We start from the raw sequence: 20,576 nt of genomic DNA, 5'->3' as shown, positions 1-20,576 counted from the left end.
AGAATTACTATTCTATATTGCCCAACAATAATCGCGTTTCCTGATTACAAATTAAATCGGGGTAAAGAGAAAAATCATGTCGGTTTTGATGGTTGTTCCGCAGCTTCAAAAAAATGGATTTTTTATCATGAGCTTTTTTTAACTGTAAGGTTTCTGCTGCGGGATTATATATTGATAATACACGCTCTTGCCAAGAGATATCTTCTGGTAAATGCAGATTTTGGGGTTTTACAGGTAAATCAAACTCCGGTACAGGTAGCCTAAGAAGCTGATGTAATCGTTTACTAATCATGGTTACCGCTGTCCATTTTGCCTCTATACTATGTCCTGCTATATGAGGAGTACATATAGTTGCCATATCTACAATATGTTTGTTTATAGCAGGTTCATGAAGATAAACATCAGTACAGTAGACTAGAGGACAGCGAGTATTGAGCAAAGCCGCTTCGTTAACGATACCGCCTCGAGCGGCGTTTATGATGACACAACCGGGCTTAAGTTGCCCAAGAAACACCTCATCAATTAAATTAACACTGGGGTAGGGAAGATGAGAATGCAATTCTGCATGAATACATAGAAGATCTGCTTCATGTAGGTTGTCCAGTTCGCAACTTTCAAACTGTTTTTCTTGTATGGCTTTAAGAGGATCATAATTCCATGTCTGAAAATTAGCGGCTTTCAGTCGCGAATATACCTTACTTCCTGTTTTTCCCATACCAATAATACCCACCTGTTTGCCGCCTATCAGATTCTGTTTTTCCAAAAGAGCAACACAAGAAACCACGTAGTCAGCAACTGAAGAAGCATTAGAGCCTTTAGCATCAATAATTTGTATTTTTTGCGACTTCAAAAATAAATGATCCAAATGATCTGTTCCACTACTAGCGGTTGCTACATACTGTAATTGATTATTTTTTAATAGCTCACTATTTACTTTTAATGTCGAACGACAAAAGAGAACATCTTGTCCACACAGCAGACTGGATAATTCATCCGCATTAGAATAGCGACTCAAAGTAAAAGGTTCAGGAAAAGCGCTATCTAAACCGGGCAGTGATGCATCTGCAAGAATTTTCATAAACGATAAATCATACCTAATAAAGCCATGCTACTATTAATCAATGGAAGCAACACATAACCCAAGATGCCAGTGAATATTAGAATGACCAGGATAAAAAAACCGTATGGTTCAATCTTTTCATAGATCAGCGCCTGCCTTGTGGGTAAAAGACTGCTGACCACTCTGCTGCCATCTAATGGAGGAATAGGAATCAGATTTAAAAAGGCCAATACTAAATTAATAATCATTCCTGCACGAGAAGTAAATAGTAAAAACAGAGCTAACATGGAAGCCTCTGGGTGTAAGAGGGTGGCAATCTTTAAGCATCCCGCCCATAAAAAGGCCATTAAAAAATTGGAGCAGGGGCCAGCTAAAGTAACCAGAATCATATCCCGTCTGGGATTACGTAATTGATTCTGATTAATTGGAACCGGTTTTGCATAACCGATAACAAAAGTAAAGTTGGTTAACAGACCTGCAACTATTGGTAGTATTATTGTTCCAACAGGATCAATATGACGAATTGGGTTTAAACTTAAACGGCCAAACATTTTCGCTGTTGTATCGCCACATCTATTTGCAACATATGCATGGGCTGCTTCATGGAGGGTTATTGCTAATAAAACAGGAAGAGCCCAAATGCATATTTGTTGAATGATGGTGAATTCTTGCATTAGTAATTCAAATTAGATTAAAAAGTATTTCGATTCTACGAATACCACTTGAGAATAACAAGCTAATGGGCAATTTTTTATAATTTTCCTGTGCTGAAGTCTGAATGTTAAGCGTTTGATGTTGACAACATACCCTGGTAATCAAAATATGATGCCAATAAAAATATAAAAAAATGTCAGTCAAGACTGTTTTTTTATTATTTTTTTGTTAGTATAATCGACCCGATATCCATTTATTCCAAATTTCCAGCTTGTGGATATTTCTCAGCAGCGCATCCTCATTATATTTATAAATTACCATATATTTCGTTTTTGGTCTTTGTTCCACATAGGTTGTAACAAGGATATACAGAATTGAGCATTCTTTAGTTATCCACATTTTCTGTGGATATGTCTGTGCATACTTTGTCAATCTCCTTATAGAGCGGGGTAGTTGGATGTCTGTTTAGGGAATCTCCAATTCATTTTTGTTAGTATGGACAAGCAGAAGTAACGGATTAGTATTGGCTAAATCAGAAGTGTCTTATAAGATGGGATACAAAAATTTGAAGGTAATAATATATGACTCAATTTGAAGGAACATACGGTTTAATGAAAAGGCCTTGGGTTATCTTAACCTACCTGGCCCTTGTTATTTTAACTTATCATTTTTTGGATAGGCCCTTGGCGACTTATTTCTATCAACTGGATCTCAGAACTAATTTGCATGTTCTTAATCTGGTTACCTCGTTAGGAAAAATGATTATATATGTTGTTTTATTTACCTTAGCCGGTTTGTATTTCAGATATATTGGTACTAATACTACTTATGAGGCGAGAGCATGGTATTTGCTTGCTTGTATTATTTTTCCTAATTTATTGTGTTTGATTTTAAAAACAAGCTTGGGTCGTGCTCGACCTGATTTATTATTTTCAAGCGATATTTATGGTTTTTATTGGTTTAAACCAACTTCATCATATTGGTCACTGCCATCAGGTCATACCACTACAGTTGTTAGTTTGGCGTCTGGCTTTGGTGTGCTGTTTCCAAAATATTTTTACGCCTTCCTTGCCTTGGCATTTTTTATTGTCCTTACGCGAGTACTTTTATATTATCATTATTTAAGTGATGTGATGACCGCTTTTTATCTATGCATCCTGGTAGTTGGTGCGTTCACTCAATTTATTAAAAGGAATCAATATTTGAGCAAAGCCTGGATAAAATAATCATCCATCAATAGTTCATTTAATTAAAGGAGTAATTTATGACTATAGAAACCGAATTAGCAGCGCTGGTGAAGATTTATTCTAGGTTCGATGCAGATAAAAAACTTTATGTATCTCAGTTGGATAAGACAGCGCTGTTAAAATTAGACGCGGATTTAGCTAAATTTATTAATCAACAGTTATTAGTAAATGGCCCTGAAAAAGAAAGAATATCTAAAAATTATAAGAAACTATCCCGGTATTTTCATCCAGACAGATCTCCAGATTTTTTGCCTGAAGTCATTTGGCTTGAACAAAATTTATCGCAAGAAGGTAAAAATGAGGTATGTTTTAAATGTTTATCTTCTTGTTATGATAAATTATTAAACCCTGAAAAATTTAAAGAAATTTCTTTTGCTGATATTAACAGCAGACAAGATTGTCGAGAGTGGCTCGATAGTTTAAAAAGCACCGCCCAAACTTATACTTCCCGAATTTTTTTTGATAGTTTGATTAATCTATTGGATGAATCTGGAAGTTACTTTGATGAGGCGGGGCAGATAAAACCAAATGGTTTAAAGACATTACTCACGTTTATGCCCATTATCTTTGCTAGTTACGGTGCCGTAATTTTTGGACAAGAACTATTAGCAATTTACGCGCTATATTTTGTCATGCTAAAAGGCGGGCAGTATCTGGAGCGTAGTGAAATCGCAGAAATAAAATCTATTGGGAGAACCCTGCAAGAGATCAGTGTACTTACAGCAACAGCAACTACTACTTTGATGGTGCGCTTATTAGAAATGACATTTTGGGCCACCCATCAATGCCTTGATGTAAGTTTACAAATTGGTTCTTCTATTTTAAAACCATTGTTACAAGTTCCACATCAAGACTGTAAATCAAGCCATGCAGATCATGGTGTTAATTTGGGTCAGGATTTAATTTTAGCAAGCAAAAATCTCAGTGAAGGGATGCAATTTAAAAATCCGGCATTGAAAGTTATTTCTGCACCACTAGAGGCTTATCTTGGAAATGGACATCAGTTTTTTGGAAGTTGGCGTATCGGTTGGACTAAAAGGCACATGGTTGAAACCTTTCTTTTCAAGATGAGAGTTCTGGATGCAGGTACTGATTCTATTGAAGCCAAATTGATTGCAGCACGAAAAGAATTAGAGAAAATTAAAGCAAATAAAAAGGTATATGCTAAAGGTGGGAAAACCGCTGAAGCCGTTGATAATGCAGAAAAAGCCATTACTTTATTGAGTGAGCAAGATCCATCTGCTTTGCAACTTGTAGTCTTTACGATTGGAGAAGGAAATAAATTATGCTAGTGTATATATGGCTTAAATACAAACAACCACTTGAATTTATACCCGTACCTCTGGCAAGATGCTGATTGTTTTGATATTCCAGTGAGGAACCATGAAGATACTCGTGGCAGTGAAACGTGTAATAGACCCATATATCAAAATTCGCGTTAAATCGGATAATACAGGAGTTGAAACACAGAACATTAAAATGGCTATGAATCCTTTTGATGAAATAGCTATAGAGGAAGCTTTACGTTTACGCGAAAAAAACTGGGCAACCGAGGTTGTTGCCGTAAGTATTGGGGGAGAGAGCTCGCAGGAGACTTTACGACATGCCTTGGCTTTAGGGGCTGATAGAGCTATTTTGGTACGCACTGATAAAATTTTTGAGAGTCTTAACATTGCTAAAATCCTTAAAAAAATTGTAGATGATGAAAAACCTGATTTAGTTTTGATGGGAAAACAGACTATTGATGGTGATAATAACCAAACATCGCAAATGCTAGCTGCTTTATTAAATTGGCCTCAAGCTACTAATGCATCCAAAGTGACTGAAAGTGTGGATCATCTGGAGGTCACTAGAGAAATTGATGGAGGTTTGGAGACTATTCAAATTACTCTGCCTGCTGTAGTCAGTACTGATTTACGCTTGAATGAGCCTCGATACGCCAGTCTTCCAAATATCATGAAAGCCAAACGCAAAACTTTAGATGTGCTTGAATTAGAATCGTTGGAGTTACCGCTAAAACAGCATGTGGAAATTTTAAAGGTCAATGCACCTGCAACTCGGACTGGAGGAGTAATAGTTGAGTCAGTTGCTGTATTGCTGGATAAATTACAACATGAAGCCAAAGTGCTTTGATAAGGAGACGTGATGAGCACTCTAGTACTTGTTGAACATAATAATAACACCATGCATCCTGCGACTCGAAATACGTTAGCCGCTGCTTTGGAGTTGGATAATAAACCTACCTTACTTGTTATCGGCTATCAATGCGATAAAGTAGCATCACAAGCTGCTGCTCTGGCTGGTGCTCATACTGTCTGGCATGTGGATCAACCATGCTATGAGCATCAGCTTGCTGAACAAATCAGTGATTTAGTAGTTTCATTTGCTGATTCATTTGATGCCATCCTTGCTTCCTCCAGTACTTATGGCAAAAATATACTCCCCAGAATAGCGGCTTTGTTAGATGTAGCTCAAGTTTCTGATGTGAGTAGAATCGTAGACTCTAATACTTTTGAGCATCCTGTTTATGCAGGTAATGCAATTGAAACAGTACGTGTTTTAGATGATTTGAAAGTAATGACGGTGAGAACTACTGCATTTAATCCAGTTACGGAAACACAAATTCCATGCTGTATCGACAATATTAATCAGGAGCTTCCAGCAAGTGGAAGTAAGTTCGTTAAACATGAATTAAGTAAATCTGAACGGCCCGACCTGGGCTCTGCAAAAATAGTTGTATCTGGTGGACGAGGTTTGCAAAGCGCGGAAAAATTTAAGTTGGTTGAAGATTTAGCTGATGCCTTGGGGGCTGCAGTCGGAGCATCCAGAGCGGCTGTGGATGCAGGGTTTGTACCTAATGATTATCAGGTAGGACAAACTGGAAAAGTTGTGGCTCCACTACTGTACATAGCAGTAGGCATTTCTGGAGCTGTACAACATTTGGCTGGAATGAAAGACTCTAAGATAATAGTTGCGATTAATAAAGATGAAGATGCTCCTATTTTTCAAATCGCTGATTATGGTTTAGTAGGTGATTTATTTGAATTAGTACCGCAATTAATAGAACAATTAAAGAAACGTTAAAAGGGAGTTGTTATGTTAGTAGGTGTTCCAAAGGAAATAAAATCTCAAGAAAATCGCGTTGGACTGGTTCCTTCAAGTGTCAGAGAGATAGTTCGAGTGGGGAGTTCTGTTCTGGTTGAAAGAGGTGCAGGTCTGGGTATTGGTATCTCTGACGATGATTATCGAAACGCAGGAGCTGAAATTGTTGATACTGCAGATGCAGTTTTTGAAAGTGCTGAACTTATCGTTAAGGTAAAGGAACCACAGCCTATTGAATGTAAAAGATTACGAGATGGACAAACCTTGTTTACCTATTTACATTTGGCACCAGATCCTCAGCAAACACGTCTGCTTAAAGAATCAGGAGTAACTGCGATTGCTTATGAGACTGTGACTCAGAATAATGGTGGTCTGCCATTACTTACCCCCATGTCTCAAGTTGCTGGGCGTATGTCTATTCAGGCTGGGGCTCATTGTTTAGAGATGGCCCAAGGGGGAAGTGGTGTACTTTTGGGAGGGGTTCCTGGAGTTGCTGCAGCAACTGTTGTAGTTTTAGGTGGTGGAGTGGTTGGTACCAATGCAGTGCGGATGGCTATGGGTATGGAGGCTCGAGTTATAGTGCTCGATCGCTCCCTGCAAAGGTTGAATGAGCTGGATTTTCAGTTTGGCTCAAAGCTAAATACAGTTTACTCTACCGCGGATGCTCTAGAAAAATATGTGGCTAGTGCTGATTTAGTAATTGGTGCTGTATTAGTACCTGGCGCTGCTTCTCCTAAGCTTGTAACCAGAGCAATGCTGAAATCAATGCGTCCAGGTTCTGTTCTTGTTGATGTTGCAATTGATCAGGGGGGATGTTTTGAAACAAGTCGTGCTACAACGCATCAGGAACCAACCTATGTGGTAGATAACGTAGTGCATTATTGTGTGGCTAATATGCCTGGTGCTGTTCCAAGAACATCAACTTTTGCATTAAATAATGCGACGTTACCCTTTGTTTTGAGTATTGTAACAAAAGGGGTAAAGTTAGCCTTATTAGATGATCCTCACCTGCTTAATGGCTTAAATGTTCATCAAGGTAAAATTACTTACGAAGCAGTTGCTCGTGATTTGGATTATGAATATGTTAAGGCTTCAATTGCCTTGGCTGGAAGATAATGATACCGGGCTCCTGGCCTGAGGTATTGTAATTTTTGGTACCATGCTTCTCCCTCTCCCGCGAAAAAAACACGGATAATAAACTGATATAATTCGCGGAAGAGGGCTTGGAACATGGGCCTATAACGTATCCCTTCTCCCTATTTCTCTCCCGTGTTTTAATTTATTCTAACTTGATCTTTGGTTCCCTGTGACAAACCGTCGAACGTAGGGATATGAAATTTGTTCAGTGGCAAAGTACAGATTGGACTATTGTACTGAAGGAAGTGTTACTGTATTTATAAAATTTATCCTGATGCAGTCTGTTTATTAATACGAGATTATGCTCCTTGGCATGTTACGTTTGTATGACTCGTAGTAAACCCGTTAATGCTTAAAACCATTGGCGGGTTTGTTATTCATTATCAAAATAAATTATCTTCTATAAAAGGTTGTTGTTGCTGCTGATTATTGGCATTGTATACCGGTGCTTGATCTTCTTCTGCAGGCACCTCTTTATCACGGAAATATTCGATTACTCCATTTTCCTGATTAGGTTTGGCAAGCAAGCCACTGATAGGGTCTATGCGTACTGCCACTACATTATCAGGTTGTTTTATTTCGCTTTCAGATTTACCTTTTAAGGCTACTTTCATAAAATCTATCCATAGGGGAAGGGCAAGGCCTGCAGCATATTCGTGTAGTGATTTAGGATTATCAAAACCTACCCATACGGTTACAACCAGATCAGGATTAAAGCCAGCGAACCATGCATCTACCTGATCATTGGTTGTTCCAGTTTTGCCAGCCAGATCCTGACGATTAAGTACTTTTGCTGAACGTCCAGTACCATGCTGAATAACATCTCTAAGTGCAGAGTTGATTAAAAAAGCTATATCTTCTGGTATGACGCGCGGCGCCATGGCAGAAGTATCTACCTTGTTATCACAGGGGTTGCAAACAACAGTGGGTTTAGCTTGAAGCAGAGTTTTACCATCACAATCAGTTATATGGTCGATGAGATAAGGCTCTACTTTATAACCGCCATTGGCAAATACTGCATAGGCTGTAGCCAGATCCATGGGACTCACAGATAAACTGCCTAAAGCCAATGATAAGCCTCTCGGTAGTGATTTTTTACTAAATCCAAAACGGGTTAAGAAATCTACGGTGTAATCTATGCCTATATCATCAAGTATTCTGATGGATACGAGGTTTTTTGACTGAACCAAGGCTTGTTTTAAACGTGTTGGGCCGTTAAATTTGAGATTTACATTGTGTGGTCGCCATAGATTTGGTTGGCTTGGATCATCAACAACGATAGGTGCATCATTAATTAATGTAGCCAGATTGTAACCATTATTTAGAGCTGCAGCGTAAACGAAGGGTTTAAAACTGGATCCAGGTTGTCTGCTTGATTGAGTTGCTCTGTTAAATTTACTTTTTTGAAAATTAAATCCTCCAACTAAAACCTCTATTGCACCATTTTTAGGGTTAAGGGCGACCATAGCCGATTCAGCTTCAGGTATTTGTGCAAGCAGCCATCTATCTTCTGTGGCGTGAACATAAACAATATCACCTATGGCAACTACCTGCTGTGCTTTGCTTGGTGATTTCCCTACCCAGCCTTTTTTCAAAGCAGGTCTGGCCCAAGATAAACCCTCCCAAGGGATGATAAACGTTTGGCCGTTCTGAAGGGCAGCAGTAGCATCTTTCTCTCTAACTTCGGTAATTACTGCAGGAATCAAGGTATTTAATTCTGGGTATTGTGCCAGGTATTTTTGTCTAATCTGCGGCGATTGGCTGTCTTTTTCTCCTATAGTCGCGATGGGGCCTCTATAACCATGGCGATGGTCGTAGGCAATTAAATTCTTTTCTACTACCTGATTAGCCGTATTTTGTAAATTACCATCAATAGTTGTATAGACTTTATAGCCTTTGGTATAGGCTTCAGGGCCAAAATTGTCGTATAAAGACTGACGAATCATTTCAGCTACATAGGGCGCTTTAACCTCAATATTAGTACCATGATATTTTGCGGTAATAGGTTGATTGATGGCATTTTGATATTGCTCTTCATCGATGTAGTGCTCTTCTAATAAACGCTCCAACACATGGTCACGGCGTTTTTTAGCTGCTAAAGGATTTGCAATCGGGTTTTGGGTAGAAGGTGCCTGTGGAAGACCTGCTATCATAGCCAGTTCAGCCAAATTGAGTTCTTTCAGGGGTTTGCCAAAATAGACCATGGCAGCTGCACCAACACCATAGGCGCGATTCCCTAAATAGATCCGGTTTAAATAAAGCTCCAAAATTTTCTCTTTACTTAATTCACGGTCTATTTTAATGGCCAACATGATTTCATTGAACTTACGTAAAAAAGTCTTTTTTCGACTTAAGAAAAAATTGCGTGCTACCTGCATGGTAATGGTGCTGCCACCCTGGGATTTTGTACCTGTTCTGAGCATACGCACTGTGGCGCGGCCAAGGCCCAGAACGTCGACTCCGGGATGTTCAAAAAAACGCTGATCTTCGGTTGCAATTAATGCATGAACCAATGCTTGTGGAATTTCATCATAAGTAACAGGAATACGCTTCTTCTCTCCATACTCCTGGATTAACAAGCCGTCCTTACTGAAAATCTGTAGTGGTACTTGTAATTGTACAGTTTTTAGTGAATCTACGTTAGGTAATTGACTTTCCAGATAGAGGTATAAAAGGCTGCCTGCCACTAATAAAAGAAAAAAGAGGCTCATCAGCGCCCATAGACCTTTACGCCAGAAGTATGCCATTTTTTTCATAGATTCTAAAGTTGAATGAGATATAACGAACATTATACAGTGGTTTTATACAATATTGCGAGTTTTGCAAGGAAAAAGGATTAACTTAGAAGGATAGTTCACGTTTCTTTGACTAGTATACCTATAGGTCAAAGAAACGTGAAAAAATTTACTCAGTGTATGATGGTGCTTCAGTTGGGGGTTGCTGTGCAGGATGAGGATTTTGGACTGCTCTCAATTGGGGGAACCGGGAACCATGCATACTAAATAGAGATCCATAAGCATAGCCTAGCATCATAGGGTTACCGAATCCGTTTTTAATGGTAGAAATCGGTTTCATCGGACTAAGGCTTGGCTCTTGTAACTCCTCTACTTTAGCCTCGTCTTGGTTAGGTTTCCACTTCAAAGTCTCAGCAACTTCAGGTGGCTCAGTTGCATGAAACTTTTCTTTAGTTGTAATGGTTGAATATTTCTCAACTTGCTCGGTTAAGGCTCTAATGGATCCACCTTGTTCCTGGATAGTAGTTTCTTTCATTTTCAGGTCGAGCTCCAGTGATGCTATTGATTCTTTTTGTGAACTGGAAAGATTGGTTAACACTTGTATTTTTAATAACAGTTCAGGAACCAATAAGGCATTTTGTCTTGCTTTGCAAAACTCCTCTGCTATGTCTTGTATGTATTTATCGGAAGAGGTAGTTGTGATATTAAATCGCTTTAATACTTCCTCAGTTAATAGAGATCCTGAGGTACATAAAGAATGCCCGGTTAGATAAGAATATGAAGCAGTACCTGAAAGAGAAATACTCTTTTCGGGGATTTCTTTGTCATCCTCAACTATTGAGCTGTATTTTACGTTGTAAGTTGTGCCCTTGATCGTCAGAACCAACTGCCTTAAATCTATAAGCATCCGGGTCATTTGTTTTTTATAACATTCCAATTCATTTGGACTGAAGGGAGTTGTTCTATCCACCATAGATTTTATAACCTTGATTTCATTTAAAATGTAAAATAGTAAAGGGAGACGACCGGAATAATCTTTTTCTCCTTCTTTGATTAATCCAGTTAAATATTCATCATAATGTACATCTCTGTTCATAAGTGTTTTTAGAGCGTGCGCTCTATATTGTTCTTGCAATAAATCAAGATTAGATTCGGGAGGAATTATAGGTATATTCTTAGGCTGACTATCGTGATAACGTAATATATAGGTTGTTAGTGATATGAGTAAATCTTCTATAGTCATTTAAAACTCCTTTTAAAACTGAAATGAAAACTTAAAGATGTGAAATTCCCTTACAAATTGCTATTTCACTATATTAAATGTTTTGCGGAGGTGCAAGTATTTCTTACGAAAGACATTATTGGGAAAAAACATACAGTTTGAAGAGGCATTTAAGCATGTAACTCTTGGAAAATATAAAACTTAATTAAATAATCGATGTGCTCTAACTAAAGAAAAATGAAAAGATTTCAATCTTCAACAGCTTACGTTAACATCAGTTACAAATTCGTCCAGGCTCTTGCAGCGATTTTAGAGCGGTACAGTAAGGATACAGGGAGATAAAACGGTGCTCAAACTCTTTCAATCCAGGCAGCACTCCATCTTGGGAGTAGACATAAGCTCATCATCAGTGAAAATATTAGAAATTTCCAGCTCTGGAGATGGGGTTTGTGTTGAAAGTTATGGGCGTGAATTATTACCCTTAAATGCTCTTGACGGAAATGTGATTAAGGATATTGAAGCGGTATCAAACTGTATTAAAAAACTTATTGTTAATGCACGTTTGACCTGTAAAAAAGTGGCATTAGCTGTTCCTGATTCTGCAGTTATCAGTAAAGTGGTACAAATCAACGATGGTTTAAATAATGAGGAAATGGAAGAGCTGATTGCTATAGAGGCTGATAAGTACATCCCATATCCGATAGATGAAATTAATCTTGACTTTGAAATTCTAGGTCATTCTGCAAAAAACTCAGCAATGTTAGACGTACTAATAGTTGCCTCAAGGGCCGAAAATGTAAACAGTCGTGTGGAAGCAGTAAATCGTGCGGGGTTAACCGCAACAATTGTTGATGTGGAGTCTTATGCAGTTGAGCGTGCAGCGCAACAGCTGGCAATGCCAGCTGGGGGGCAAGATAAAATAGTAGCAATTATTGATATTGGGGCAAGGTTCAGTCATTTGTTCGTATTGCATGGAATGAAGTTAGTCTTCTCAAGAGAGGAGAAGTTTGGGAGTATCCAACTTGTTGATGCTATTGCTGAACATTACCAAATGACACAACAGCAAGTCATCGAGGCTCAAGCTCAAAGAACATTACCTGATGATTATGATTCTGAGGTATTAGAGCCTTTTAAAGAAACGCTTTTATTACAGGTAAAACGTACTTTACAGTTTTTCTATTCTACCAGTCAGGATGGTTTTGTGGATCATATTTTACTCGCTGGCGGGTTGGCCAGGCAGCCAGATCTTGCTACGTTAATTCAAGAGCAGCTCGGTGTGAGTACTACAGTTGCAAACCCTTTATCTCACATGTCTTTTAGTGAAAAAATTGATATTGCGGCTGTAACCCAAGATGCTCCTTCTTTAATGGTGGCCTGTGGCTTGGCTCTAAGAAATATGGAGTGAACAGATGACTCAAATCAACCTGCTTCCATGGCGTGAGCAAAAACGTGAGCAAGAAAAAAAGGTATTTACGACGATATTGATTGCCAGTTCAGTTTTCGCAGCTTTTATTGTTATTATCGTGAATTACTATGCTTCTGAATTAGTAAGTAATCAAACCTCAAGAAATCAAATTTTGCAAAAAGAAATAAATTCATTGGAAGCTCAGATCAAGGAAATAAACGCTTTGACGCTAATCAGAAAAGCACTTATTTCCAGAATGTCTATAGTTCAGAATCTACAATCCACCAGAACGCTAATGGTTCATTTATTTGATGAATTAATCCAAATATTGCCTCAGGGTATCTATGTTACTAAACTAGAAAGAAAGAATGACATGGTCAATCTTTGGGGGTATTCTGAATCGAATACAAATATCTCTATTTTAATGAGAAATATAGAAACTAATGTCTGGATTCAGAATCCCAATCTGACAGAGATTAAAAAAATGGATAATAAACAGCCTGCAAATAATGAATTTAAATTAAGTTTTATACTTAAATCTAAATACTAGGTTGGTAATTAATTATGAATAAAATCAACCTCAGTGAACTAACCCTCGATAATATTGGTCAATGGCCAATACCTGTAAAAATTGGGGTTATTTTGGGAGTCAGTATTTTAATTGTAGCACTTGGGTATTGGCTGATTATTAAAGCCAATTTTGAGCAATATGCTAATTTGCAGACAAAGGAAGTAAGTTTAAAGTCTGATTTCGAATCAAAACAGCATCAAGCATCTAACTTGCAAGCGTACCGCAATCAATTGCAGTTAATGAATGAACGTTTTGGAACAATGCTGAAACAGCTTCCAGCAAAAAATGAAATGCCTGGTTTATTGGAAGAAATTTCTAAAACAGGAATAGGTGCAGGATTGAAATTTATGCTATTCGCCCCTCAACCTGAGGTGGAACATGATTTTTATGTTGAATTACCAATAAAAATTACGGTAACAGGGAGTTACATGCAATTAGCCCTTTTCTTAAGCCGTGTCGCTGAAATGAATCGAATTGTCACCCTACATGAGTTTAGTGTTGAAGGATTGCCTTCCGCAGATAAGAAAATTGTCGCTGAGGATGTACTTGTGATGAGCATCACGGCTAAAATATATAGATATCGAACACAATGATAACTAAAACAAAACACATCCAGCTTTTACTATTGAGCTTCATATGGTTATTTCTAAGTGCCTGTTCTGGTGATAATAGTGATCTTATAAAATATATTAATGACATAAAAGCCAGACCTGCTCTAGCAGTTGAACCAATTCCAAAATTTGCTCCCCTGCCCATTTTTAAATTTCCTGAACATGATAATCGACGCAACCCATTTAAGCCAATTGAACTTAAGAGACAGACTGATGTTTTTGCCCCAGACCAAAAAAGAGTCAAACAGCCTCTAGAGGCATTTCCCCTGGATTCTTTAAAATTTGCCGGTACCCTGAAAGAGGGAAGTCAGGTGTGGGCTCTAATAAAACAACCCAATAATCAAATTAGTCGAATTCGGGTTGGCGGTTATATGGGACAAAATTACGGTCGTGTTAGTGTTATTAAGAGTGAATTAATTAAATTGGAAGAAACAATTAAAAACTCTGGGACGTGGGAGAAACATATGACCACAATAAATTTAGATACAGGAATTGGTAGTTAGGATCATAGATTGAGAACGTTCATTGCTATTTTAATAATAAGTGCCAGTATCGGAGTGGCATTTTCTAGAGATAATTCACTTATATCAGTTAAAGTAATCCCCTTACCGGAAGATAAGGTACGGATAGACTTTGAATTTGCTAAAACATTAAAACAGTTACCGGCAAGCTTCATTACTCAAAAGCCCCCAAGACTTATTTTGGATTTTATTAATTCAGACATGCATTTACCGTTAGAGCAGAAAATGCAACACGTGAAATTAGGTTCGGTAAATTCATACAACATTGTGGGGGTAGGTGAACGAGTCAGAGTTATGCTGGAACTATCTCGTACAGTATCTTACTCTGGTAGTGTTGCCGGTCGTGTTTATAGTCTTGTTTTAAACGGTAAAAGTAATGAGATCTTTGAGCCTGCAAAAGAAGTTTTTATAACGAATCAAGTGGTTAATGCGAAACATTCAATAAATCATATTGATTTTCGTGGCATAGAAAAACAAGGAGGAAGAGTGCTTATTAATGTTTCTGACACCAGTATTCCTATAGATGTAACCCAAACAGGTAAAGAAGTAGTGGTAAATTTTTTAAATACAAAAATTCCACAGCAACTTATGAAGCGCTTTGATGTATCTGATTTTCATAGTCCAGCGCAGGTCATTACCATGCAACAGGATAGAAAAAATGTGCGCATGACCATATTGAATAAGGGTGATTATGGCCATTTTGTGTATCAGATAAATAATCAGTTTATGGTCGATATATTTCCATTGACTGCGGAAGAACTTCACCAGGCAAAACTTAAAAAACAAGTATTTACGGGTAAAAGAATCTCTTTAAACTTCCAGAATATTAATATCCGTGCAGTTTTACAGCTGCTTGCTGATTTTACCGGAGTAAATATGGTGGTTAGCGATAACGTAAAGGGGGATATCACTTTAAGATTAAACGACATCCCTTGGGACCAGGCATTAGATATTATTTTGACAACCCAAGGTTTAGATAAGCGCAGAACGGGGAACGTGATGTTGATTGATACTAAAGCTAATCTCGATAAGATGGAAGAGTCAAAATTAAAAAGTCAACAAATCATTCAGAAATTAGAGCCTATACGTTCTGACTTATTACAAATCAACTATGCGAAAGCAGCTGATCTGGCAATTTTAATAAAAGACAAACAAAATTCACTACTGTCTGAAAAAGGTAAATTAAGCGTCGATGCCAGGACGAATACAATCTGGATTCAAGATACTGGAACAAAAATAGAAGAAGTAAGGGACTTGATCAAGCAATTAGATATTCCCGTGAAACAAGTATTGATTGAGGCACGTATAGTCGAAGTATCTAAAGATTTTAGCCAGGATATAGGAATCAGATGGGGTATTTCCAGATCTCCAACTTTAAGTGGTTCGCTAGCAGGTGCTAACCAAATGCAACAGGCTGTAGCAACGGCTAATGTAGCGCCATTCGCTGCAGCGGCCAATGTGACCCCCTTCACTGACAGATTAAACCTGGATCTAATTGCTGCACCAGCAAATCTTGCTAATCCAGCTACACTTGGTATCGCTTTGGCTAAAATTAATGATAATATATTACTCGATTTGGAGCTTTCTGCTCTGGAAAGTGAAGGACGTGCTGAGTTAATATCCAGCCCGAGACTGATTACTATTAACCAACAAGCAGCGCTGATAGAATCAGGACAAGAGATTCCATATCAAGAAGCCACCTCAAGTGGCGCTACTGCAGTAGCTTTTAAAAAGGCAGTACTGAGCTTGAAGGTGACTCCACAAATCACTCCAGACAATAAAATTTTAATGGATTTACAGATTAACCAAGACACTGCATCGCCTCAGACATTTAACGGGGTTCCTGCAATCCTTACCAAGGAGATACAGACCAATGTTTTGGTAAATAATGGCCAGACTATAGTTCTTGGGGGGATCTATACTCAAGATAAGACCAAGACGATCAATAGGATACCCTTTTTTGGTGAGTTACCAGTTGTAGGTGTTTTGTTCAGAAACAAACAGGTTGGAATAAATAACAATGAGTTGCTTATTTTCATTACCCCGAAAATAATAACTAATTCTTTGTCAATTACTACGATTGAAGGTCGGGAAAAAGAGGTATATAAATAATCGAAACGATTGAATATGGGATATGAAAATAATTTTATGGGTTTTAGAGCTTATCCGTTGTAGAATATCAGGCAAGAATTTAGTTTGCAGTAAGATCAACACTATTAAAGGCTAAATTAATGAAAAATCCTGATTTCAGAAAGTATATTGCCTTATCTGAGCTGGGTTTTTGGGTTTAATATCATAAATCAACTAAGACGTGTATCTAATTTGTTGTTATAATGAGTTGGTTAATTATGACACTACAGCTAAAGAGGTATGTAAGAAAAAATGAGCATAGTTAAAGTACGAAATATTTTTCTCATTGGGCCCATGGGTGCAGGAAAAAGCACTATAGGTCGTGCTTTGGCAAAGGAGCTCAAATTAGAGTTTTTTGATTCTGATGAAGTCATAGAAGAGCGTGCTGGTGCTGATATATCGTGGATTTTTGATATAGAGGGTGAAGAGGGATTCAGACGCCGTGAACAGAAAGTTATTGATGAATTAACGCAAAAAACGAATATTGTTTTAGCTACAGGTGGCGGTGTGGTAATAACCCCAGAGAACAGAAATGCTCTTGCCGGGAGAGGCACAGTAATTTATCTGAAAACGTCACTTCAGCAACAATTTGAAAGAACCAAGCGCGACACAAAACGTCCATTATTACAAACGGAAGATCTTGAAGGAAGATTAGAGTCACTTAGAGATGAACGCGAACCATTTTATGATGAGTTGGCTGATGTTAGTTTTGAAACCGATAAATTAACGGTAAAGGCTGTTGCTAATAACATAATTAAATATATTTATGGCGAAGTTTGAGGTTTATGAACAAGTTGATGTCTCTTTACCTGGATATCAATATCCTATAATTATATGTCGAGGTGGCTTGATTAACCCTGAGTTGTTGCGGGGTTTGGTGCGATCACAGCAGGTGTTGATAGTCACTAATCAAACTATTGCCCCACTTTTTTTAAATTATTTGCAATCTGTTTTTCTAGGGATTCAATGTGATGTAGTAATCTTGGTTGATGGTGAAGAATATAAGAATCAGCAAAGTTTATTTGTTATTTATGATTCATTAATAAAAAACAAACACCACCGAGATACGACTCTTATTGCCCTTGGAGGCGGAGTGATAGGTGATTTAGCTGGTTTTGCAGCATCTACCTATCAAAGAGGCATTCGTTTTGTACAAATACCAACCACACTGCTGGCGCAAGTAGACGCTTCAGTAGGTGGAAAAACAGCAATCAATCATGATTCATGTAAAAACATGATAGGCAGTTTTTATCAACCTCATGCCGTTATAATTGATTTGGATACCTTGAAATCCTTGCCAGAGCGAGAGTTTCGTGCGGGTCTTGCTGAAATGATAAAATATGGGTTATTAGCTGGAGGTGATTTTTTAAAACAACTTCTCCGGGCATTGGAACATGACTTAACTGCACAAAGTCGAGAGTTGCCAAATTTAATTGCTCAATGTTGTCATATTAAGGCGAAATTTGTAGAAGAAGATGAGAGGGAGTGCGGGCAGCGAGCTCTACTTAATCTCGGTCATACTTTTGCTCATGCTCTGGAAACTTACACGCATTACCAACGTTGGTTGCACGGTGAAGCGGTGGCTATAGGTTTGTATTGCGCTGCAGTTTTGTCTCATAAAGCAGGATTGATTGATATGAAAGTTGTTGAACAAATTGAATCCATGTTGCGCTATGCTGGTCTGCCACATAAGATTCCCCGAACCATTGATTTGGAAAAATTAAGAAATTTAATGAGTTTGGATAAAAAAATTAAAAATAATTGTCTACGCTTTGTTGTGATTAAAAAGCCCGGTGATTGTTATCTTGATGATAAGATAACAGAAGACTGTTTGTACAATACCCTCATTACTGCGGTTGAAGGAGAGTAAAAAAATGAAAGAAGGAAAGACTCAGTTTGATGCTACCGCAAATCAACCAAGAATGTTATTTAAACCTGGTTCCTGGCTTGCCAAGATAGATTTTATCAATCATTTGATTCTGTTTAATAATGTATTGATTGCAGTTTTATCGGAAAAAGAAGGCGGTAAAACCTCGTTTAATGCCTTATTGCAAAATAATTTAGACCTGCAAATTAAATCAATCGCAATGACTGTTAAACCACCTTGTGATAGGGAAGCCATCATAAATGATATTGCTACCCAGCTGCACCTTAATAACGATGCACAAACTAATATGACCTCTATTGTGGCCCAGGTTAATGAGCGCAAGGCTCATGTTTTATTAGTTATTGATGATGCACAACATTTACCCGAAACCTTAATTAAAGAAGCAATGCTAGCCATCAAAAATCAGGATGATTTTGGCTTTTTTCATCTTTGTCTTATCTCTGATTATTCAGTAGTGGCAACACTTAACAGTTTAGCTGCTGACCACTTCAATAACTTGGTTCATACCATAGAACTAGGCTCATTAAACGAAAGCGAAACCAGAACTTATGTATTACAACGGGCAATGGGTGCTCATTTAATTAACAAACCGCTCACTGATACTCAATTTAAGCAGTTTTATCAGTTAACTAAAGGTAATCTGGCTAAAATTAACAGTAGTTTGGAGGCGTTTGTTTTTAATTGTTCTTCTCAAAAGAAAAACAACAAAACATTGGTTTTAAAACGAACAAGTCTGGCAATTGTCGCTACTTTAACTGTTGGCATTTCTTATCTTTATTTTGATGGTAACCCATATGTTACTGATGTATTCAGAGCATCAACCTTTGTTCAGAAAGAAGAGATTTCGCAGGACATTACTCATCCCGAACAATTTCCAAGCCATATTGCTTCATGGCAAGACTCTTCAATTCGACAGTTAGTCCATTATGCTTTGCCAAAAAAACAAGTTTTAGATGGTATGGAATTCGACGAGGATAACCTCAAAGGGTTAGCACTTGTCGATAAAGTAGTTGTTATTCCTACTATCAAACCAAAAAGTATTCATGATGAACCAGTTTCCCTTGTTGGGCGAAAAGTGGCAGAGTCCAAATTGGTTGCATTCAGAGAACATAGCATGGTGGTTAAAAAGCCAGATACTCACTTGAAAACGAATGGCTACACGATTCAATTGGTTGCAAGCCATGTAATTAGTGATGTGCATCTGTTCAGGAAAAATAATAACCTGATGGATAAAACACAGATCAGACATTTCACTAATGCAAAAGGATCCTGGTATATATTAACTTTCGGTGAGTACGACAGCAGAAATAAAGCACAACTCAATGCCAGAAAGTTACCTGCAAAACTGACTAAATTAAATCCATGGATTAGACCAATGTCTGGTCTTTCAAGTGTGGGTTAAGCTCAGAGGTATCCGGTGAGGCGGGTAATATTGTTTTGTACCGCCTTTCCCAGACCAAGTAGCCGGCAATTGCCATAAAGGTATAAATTATCATTAAGATACTATGGAAAGGAAGACTCTTACTTAAATACATTACTGCATATAAGGCATCAGTAATAAACCATAGTATCCATGTAATGATGATTTTATGACACATTAACCATTGGGCTACTAAGCTGAGTGAGGTAGTGGCCGCATCAAGTAACGCTACAGTTGAATGAGTAAACGTTGCTAACAAAAAGTAAATTGATATATAAAGCATAACAAAAAGTACACATAATAAAATCCACTGCAACGGTCTAAGATAGCCCAAGGAGCTTTGAGCAGAGGTTATACACCGAGGCAGTTTTTTTTGCCATTTATACCAGCCATAAACCATACTTAAAAAGTAGAAAAACTCCAATAACATATCGGCATAGATACCTTTATGCCAATAAAGCCAGCTGTTTATAACGGTAGCTATCATACCAACAGGCCAGGCTTTACTATTCAAGCGAATAAAATAGTAGGTAGATATTAATGAAACTGATGCACCGAATAAGTCAAAAAACATAGTGAATGCTCTATATATAATCACACACAGGATATCAAGTTAATGAGCATGATGTCATCTGATCCTGGTTAAAGAGAGCATTATTTTCAATTTTACTTTTAAATTGTTATATCAGCAGTCAGAAGTGGGCGGAAAGATTTAATATATCGTTTGGATCTGGCTAAACCAAGTAAAAATTTTGCCCCTTCTGGATTAAAGAGCAAACATAATCGCTTATTTACATAAAATCTGTCTTAAATTTAGTGACTAAACAGAGCTGATAGATTGAGCAAATTATAAAATGGATTGATTGATAGTTT

General features: G+C 37.7%; 18 protein-coding genes. 13 read left to right on the top strand and 5 right to left on the bottom strand.

The genetic code is table 11. The features are described 5' to 3' along the window. Positions 1–7: 7 nt before the first annotated feature. Entirely contained in the window at positions 8–1,078 is a 1,071-nt protein-coding gene (locus tag HRS36_RS11325) for a 4-phosphoerythronate dehydrogenase (protein ID WP_173237397.1), read from the bottom strand. Next, positions 1,075–1,734, bottom strand: a complete 660-nt coding sequence (locus HRS36_RS11320; protein WP_173237396.1) for a site-2 protease family protein — start codon at positions 1,732–1,734, stop codon at positions 1,075–1,077. The genes HRS36_RS11325 and HRS36_RS11320 overlap by 4 nt, the downstream gene beginning before the upstream one ends. 561 nt (positions 1,735–2,295) lie before the next feature. Between HRS36_RS11320 and HRS36_RS11315 the strand changes: the two genes are divergently transcribed. From HRS36_RS11315 to ald, 5 genes are all read left to right on the top strand, one after another. Continuing rightward, entirely contained in the window at positions 2,296–2,940 is a 645-nt protein-coding gene (locus tag HRS36_RS11315; protein ID WP_173237395.1) for a phosphatase PAP2 family protein, read from the top strand. 38 nt (positions 2,941–2,978) lie between these two features. Continuing rightward, the gene (locus HRS36_RS11310) at positions 2,979–4,253 is read left to right on the top strand and encodes a J domain-containing protein (protein WP_173237394.1); all 1,275 of its coding nucleotides are present in this window, start codon (positions 2,979–2,981) and stop codon (positions 4,251–4,253) included. A 91-nt stretch (positions 4,254–4,344) separates the two neighbouring features. Beyond that, positions 4,345–5,094 carry an electron transfer flavoprotein subunit beta/FixA family protein gene (locus HRS36_RS11305; protein WP_173237393.1) on the top strand — a complete coding sequence of 250 codons (750 nt, stop codon included), beginning with the start codon at positions 4,345–4,347 and terminating at the stop codon, positions 5,092–5,094. Positions 5,095–5,106: 12 nt separating this feature from the next. After that, positions 5,107–6,045: an electron transfer flavoprotein subunit alpha/FixB family protein gene (locus HRS36_RS11300; RefSeq protein ID WP_173237392.1), complete on the top strand. Its 939-nt coding sequence runs from the start codon at positions 5,107–5,109 to the stop codon at positions 6,043–6,045. Positions 6,046–6,057: 12 nt separating this feature from the next. Continuing rightward, positions 6,058–7,179 carry an alanine dehydrogenase gene (ald, locus tag HRS36_RS11295; RefSeq protein ID WP_173237391.1) on the top strand — a complete coding sequence of 374 codons (1,122 nt, stop codon included), beginning with the start codon at positions 6,058–6,060 and terminating at the stop codon, positions 7,177–7,179. A gap of 404 nt (positions 7,180–7,583) precedes the next feature. Here ald and HRS36_RS11290 read toward each other — a convergent pair whose 3' ends face one another. Both HRS36_RS11290 and HRS36_RS11285 read right to left on the bottom strand, forming a co-directional pair. After that, positions 7,584–9,956: a penicillin-binding protein 1A gene (locus HRS36_RS11290; protein ID WP_173237390.1), complete on the bottom strand. Its 2,373-nt coding sequence runs from the start codon at positions 9,954–9,956 to the stop codon at positions 7,584–7,586. Between the two features lie 148 nt (positions 9,957–10,104). Further along, entirely contained in the window at positions 10,105–11,178 is a 1,074-nt protein-coding gene (locus HRS36_RS11285; RefSeq protein WP_173237389.1) for a hypothetical protein, read from the bottom strand. Positions 11,179–11,503: 325 nt separating this feature from the next. On the opposite strand from HRS36_RS11285, the gene pilM reads away from it, so the two are divergent. The 8 genes from pilM (at position 11,504) to HRS36_RS11245 (ending at position 19,685) form a co-directional block, all read left to right on the top strand. Next, complete coding sequence (pilM, locus tag HRS36_RS11280; protein WP_173237388.1) at positions 11,504–12,562, top strand: type IV pilus assembly protein PilM; 1,059 nt, start codon at positions 11,504–11,506, stop codon at positions 12,560–12,562. Positions 12,563–12,566: 4 nt separating this feature from the next. Then, positions 12,567–13,112, top strand: coding sequence for a PilN domain-containing protein (locus HRS36_RS11275; protein ID WP_173237387.1), 546 nt, complete (start codon positions 12,567–12,569; stop codon positions 13,110–13,112). Positions 13,113–13,126: 14 nt separating this feature from the next. Further along, positions 13,127–13,726, top strand: coding sequence for a type IV pilus inner membrane component PilO (locus HRS36_RS11270; protein WP_173237386.1), 600 nt, complete (start codon positions 13,127–13,129; stop codon positions 13,724–13,726). Further along, positions 13,723–14,247: a pilus assembly protein PilP gene (locus HRS36_RS11265; RefSeq protein ID WP_173237385.1), complete on the top strand. Its 525-nt coding sequence runs from the start codon at positions 13,723–13,725 to the stop codon at positions 14,245–14,247. The genes HRS36_RS11270 and HRS36_RS11265 overlap by 4 nt, the downstream gene beginning before the upstream one ends. 9 nt (positions 14,248–14,256) lie before the next feature. After that, on the top strand, positions 14,257–16,377 hold the full coding sequence (locus HRS36_RS11260) for a type IV pilus secretin PilQ (protein ID WP_173237384.1): 2,121 nt from the start codon (positions 14,257–14,259) through the stop codon (positions 16,375–16,377). Between the two features lie 270 nt (positions 16,378–16,647). Further along, complete coding sequence (aroK, locus tag HRS36_RS11255) at positions 16,648–17,175, top strand: shikimate kinase AroK (protein ID WP_018576163.1); 528 nt, start codon at positions 16,648–16,650, stop codon at positions 17,173–17,175. Beyond that, entirely contained in the window at positions 17,162–18,265 is a 1,104-nt protein-coding gene (gene aroB, locus HRS36_RS11250) for a 3-dehydroquinate synthase (RefSeq protein ID WP_173237383.1), read from the top strand. Before aroK ends, aroB begins: the two co-directional genes overlap by 14 nt. Before the next feature lie 4 nt (positions 18,266–18,269). After that, positions 18,270–19,685 carry an AAA family ATPase gene (locus HRS36_RS11245; RefSeq protein WP_173237382.1) on the top strand — a complete coding sequence of 472 codons (1,416 nt, stop codon included), beginning with the start codon at positions 18,270–18,272 and terminating at the stop codon, positions 19,683–19,685. Here the strand turns inward: HRS36_RS11245 and pnuC are convergent. After that, entirely contained in the window at positions 19,651–20,277 is a 627-nt protein-coding gene (gene pnuC, locus HRS36_RS11240) for a nicotinamide riboside transporter PnuC (RefSeq protein ID WP_173237381.1), read from the bottom strand. The two genes, HRS36_RS11245 and pnuC, sit on opposite strands and share 35 nt — an antisense overlap. Positions 20,278–20,576: the final 299 nt, after the last annotated feature.

The organism is Legionella antarctica (genome assembly GCF_011764505.1).
Lineage (GTDB): Bacteria > Pseudomonadota > Gammaproteobacteria > Legionellales > Legionellaceae > Legionella > Legionella antarctica.
This window is presented reverse-complemented; position numbering and strand designations above follow the sequence as displayed.

Bases quoted from the DNA above. Each gene is read 5' to 3' on its own strand.
- HRS36_RS11265 (WP_173237385.1), top strand. From the start codon at position 13,723: ATGATAACTAAAACAAAACACATCCAGCTTTTACTATTGAGCTTCATA.
- ald (WP_173237391.1), top strand. From the start codon at position 6,058: ATGTTAGTAGGTGTTCCAAAGGAAATAAAATCTCAAGAAAATCGCGTT.
- HRS36_RS11310 (WP_173237394.1), top strand. From the start codon at position 2,979: ATGACTATAGAAACCGAATTAGCAGCGCTGGTGAAGATTTATTCTAGG.
- HRS36_RS11325 (WP_173237397.1), bottom strand. From the start codon at position 1,078: ATGAAAATTCTTGCAGATGCATCACTGCCCGGTTTAGATAGCGCTTTT.
- HRS36_RS11315 (WP_173237395.1), top strand. From the start codon at position 2,296: ATGACTCAATTTGAAGGAACATACGGTTTAATGAAAAGGCCTTGGGTT.
- HRS36_RS11285 (WP_173237389.1), bottom strand. From the start codon at position 11,178: ATGACTATAGAAGATTTACTCATATCACTAACAACCTATATATTACGT.
- HRS36_RS11320 (WP_173237396.1), bottom strand. From the start codon at position 1,734: ATGCAAGAATTCACCATCATTCAACAAATATGCATTTGGGCTCTTCCT.
- HRS36_RS11305 (WP_173237393.1), top strand. From the start codon at position 4,345: ATGAAGATACTCGTGGCAGTGAAACGTGTAATAGACCCATATATCAAA.
- HRS36_RS11275 (WP_173237387.1), top strand. From the start codon at position 12,567: ATGACTCAAATCAACCTGCTTCCATGGCGTGAGCAAAAACGTGAGCAA.
- HRS36_RS11270 (WP_173237386.1), top strand. From the start codon at position 13,127: ATGAATAAAATCAACCTCAGTGAACTAACCCTCGATAATATTGGTCAA.
- aroK (WP_018576163.1), top strand. From the start codon at position 16,648: ATGAGCATAGTTAAAGTACGAAATATTTTTCTCATTGGGCCCATGGGT.
- HRS36_RS11290 (WP_173237390.1), bottom strand. From the start codon at position 9,956: ATGAAAAAAATGGCATACTTCTGGCGTAAAGGTCTATGGGCGCTGATG.
- aroB (WP_173237383.1), top strand. From the start codon at position 17,162: ATGGCGAAGTTTGAGGTTTATGAACAAGTTGATGTCTCTTTACCTGGA.
- pnuC (WP_173237381.1), bottom strand. From the start codon at position 20,277: ATGTTTTTTGACTTATTCGGTGCATCAGTTTCATTAATATCTACCTAC.
- HRS36_RS11245 (WP_173237382.1), top strand. From the start codon at position 18,270: ATGAAAGAAGGAAAGACTCAGTTTGATGCTACCGCAAATCAACCAAGA.
- HRS36_RS11300 (WP_173237392.1), top strand. From the start codon at position 5,107: ATGAGCACTCTAGTACTTGTTGAACATAATAATAACACCATGCATCCT.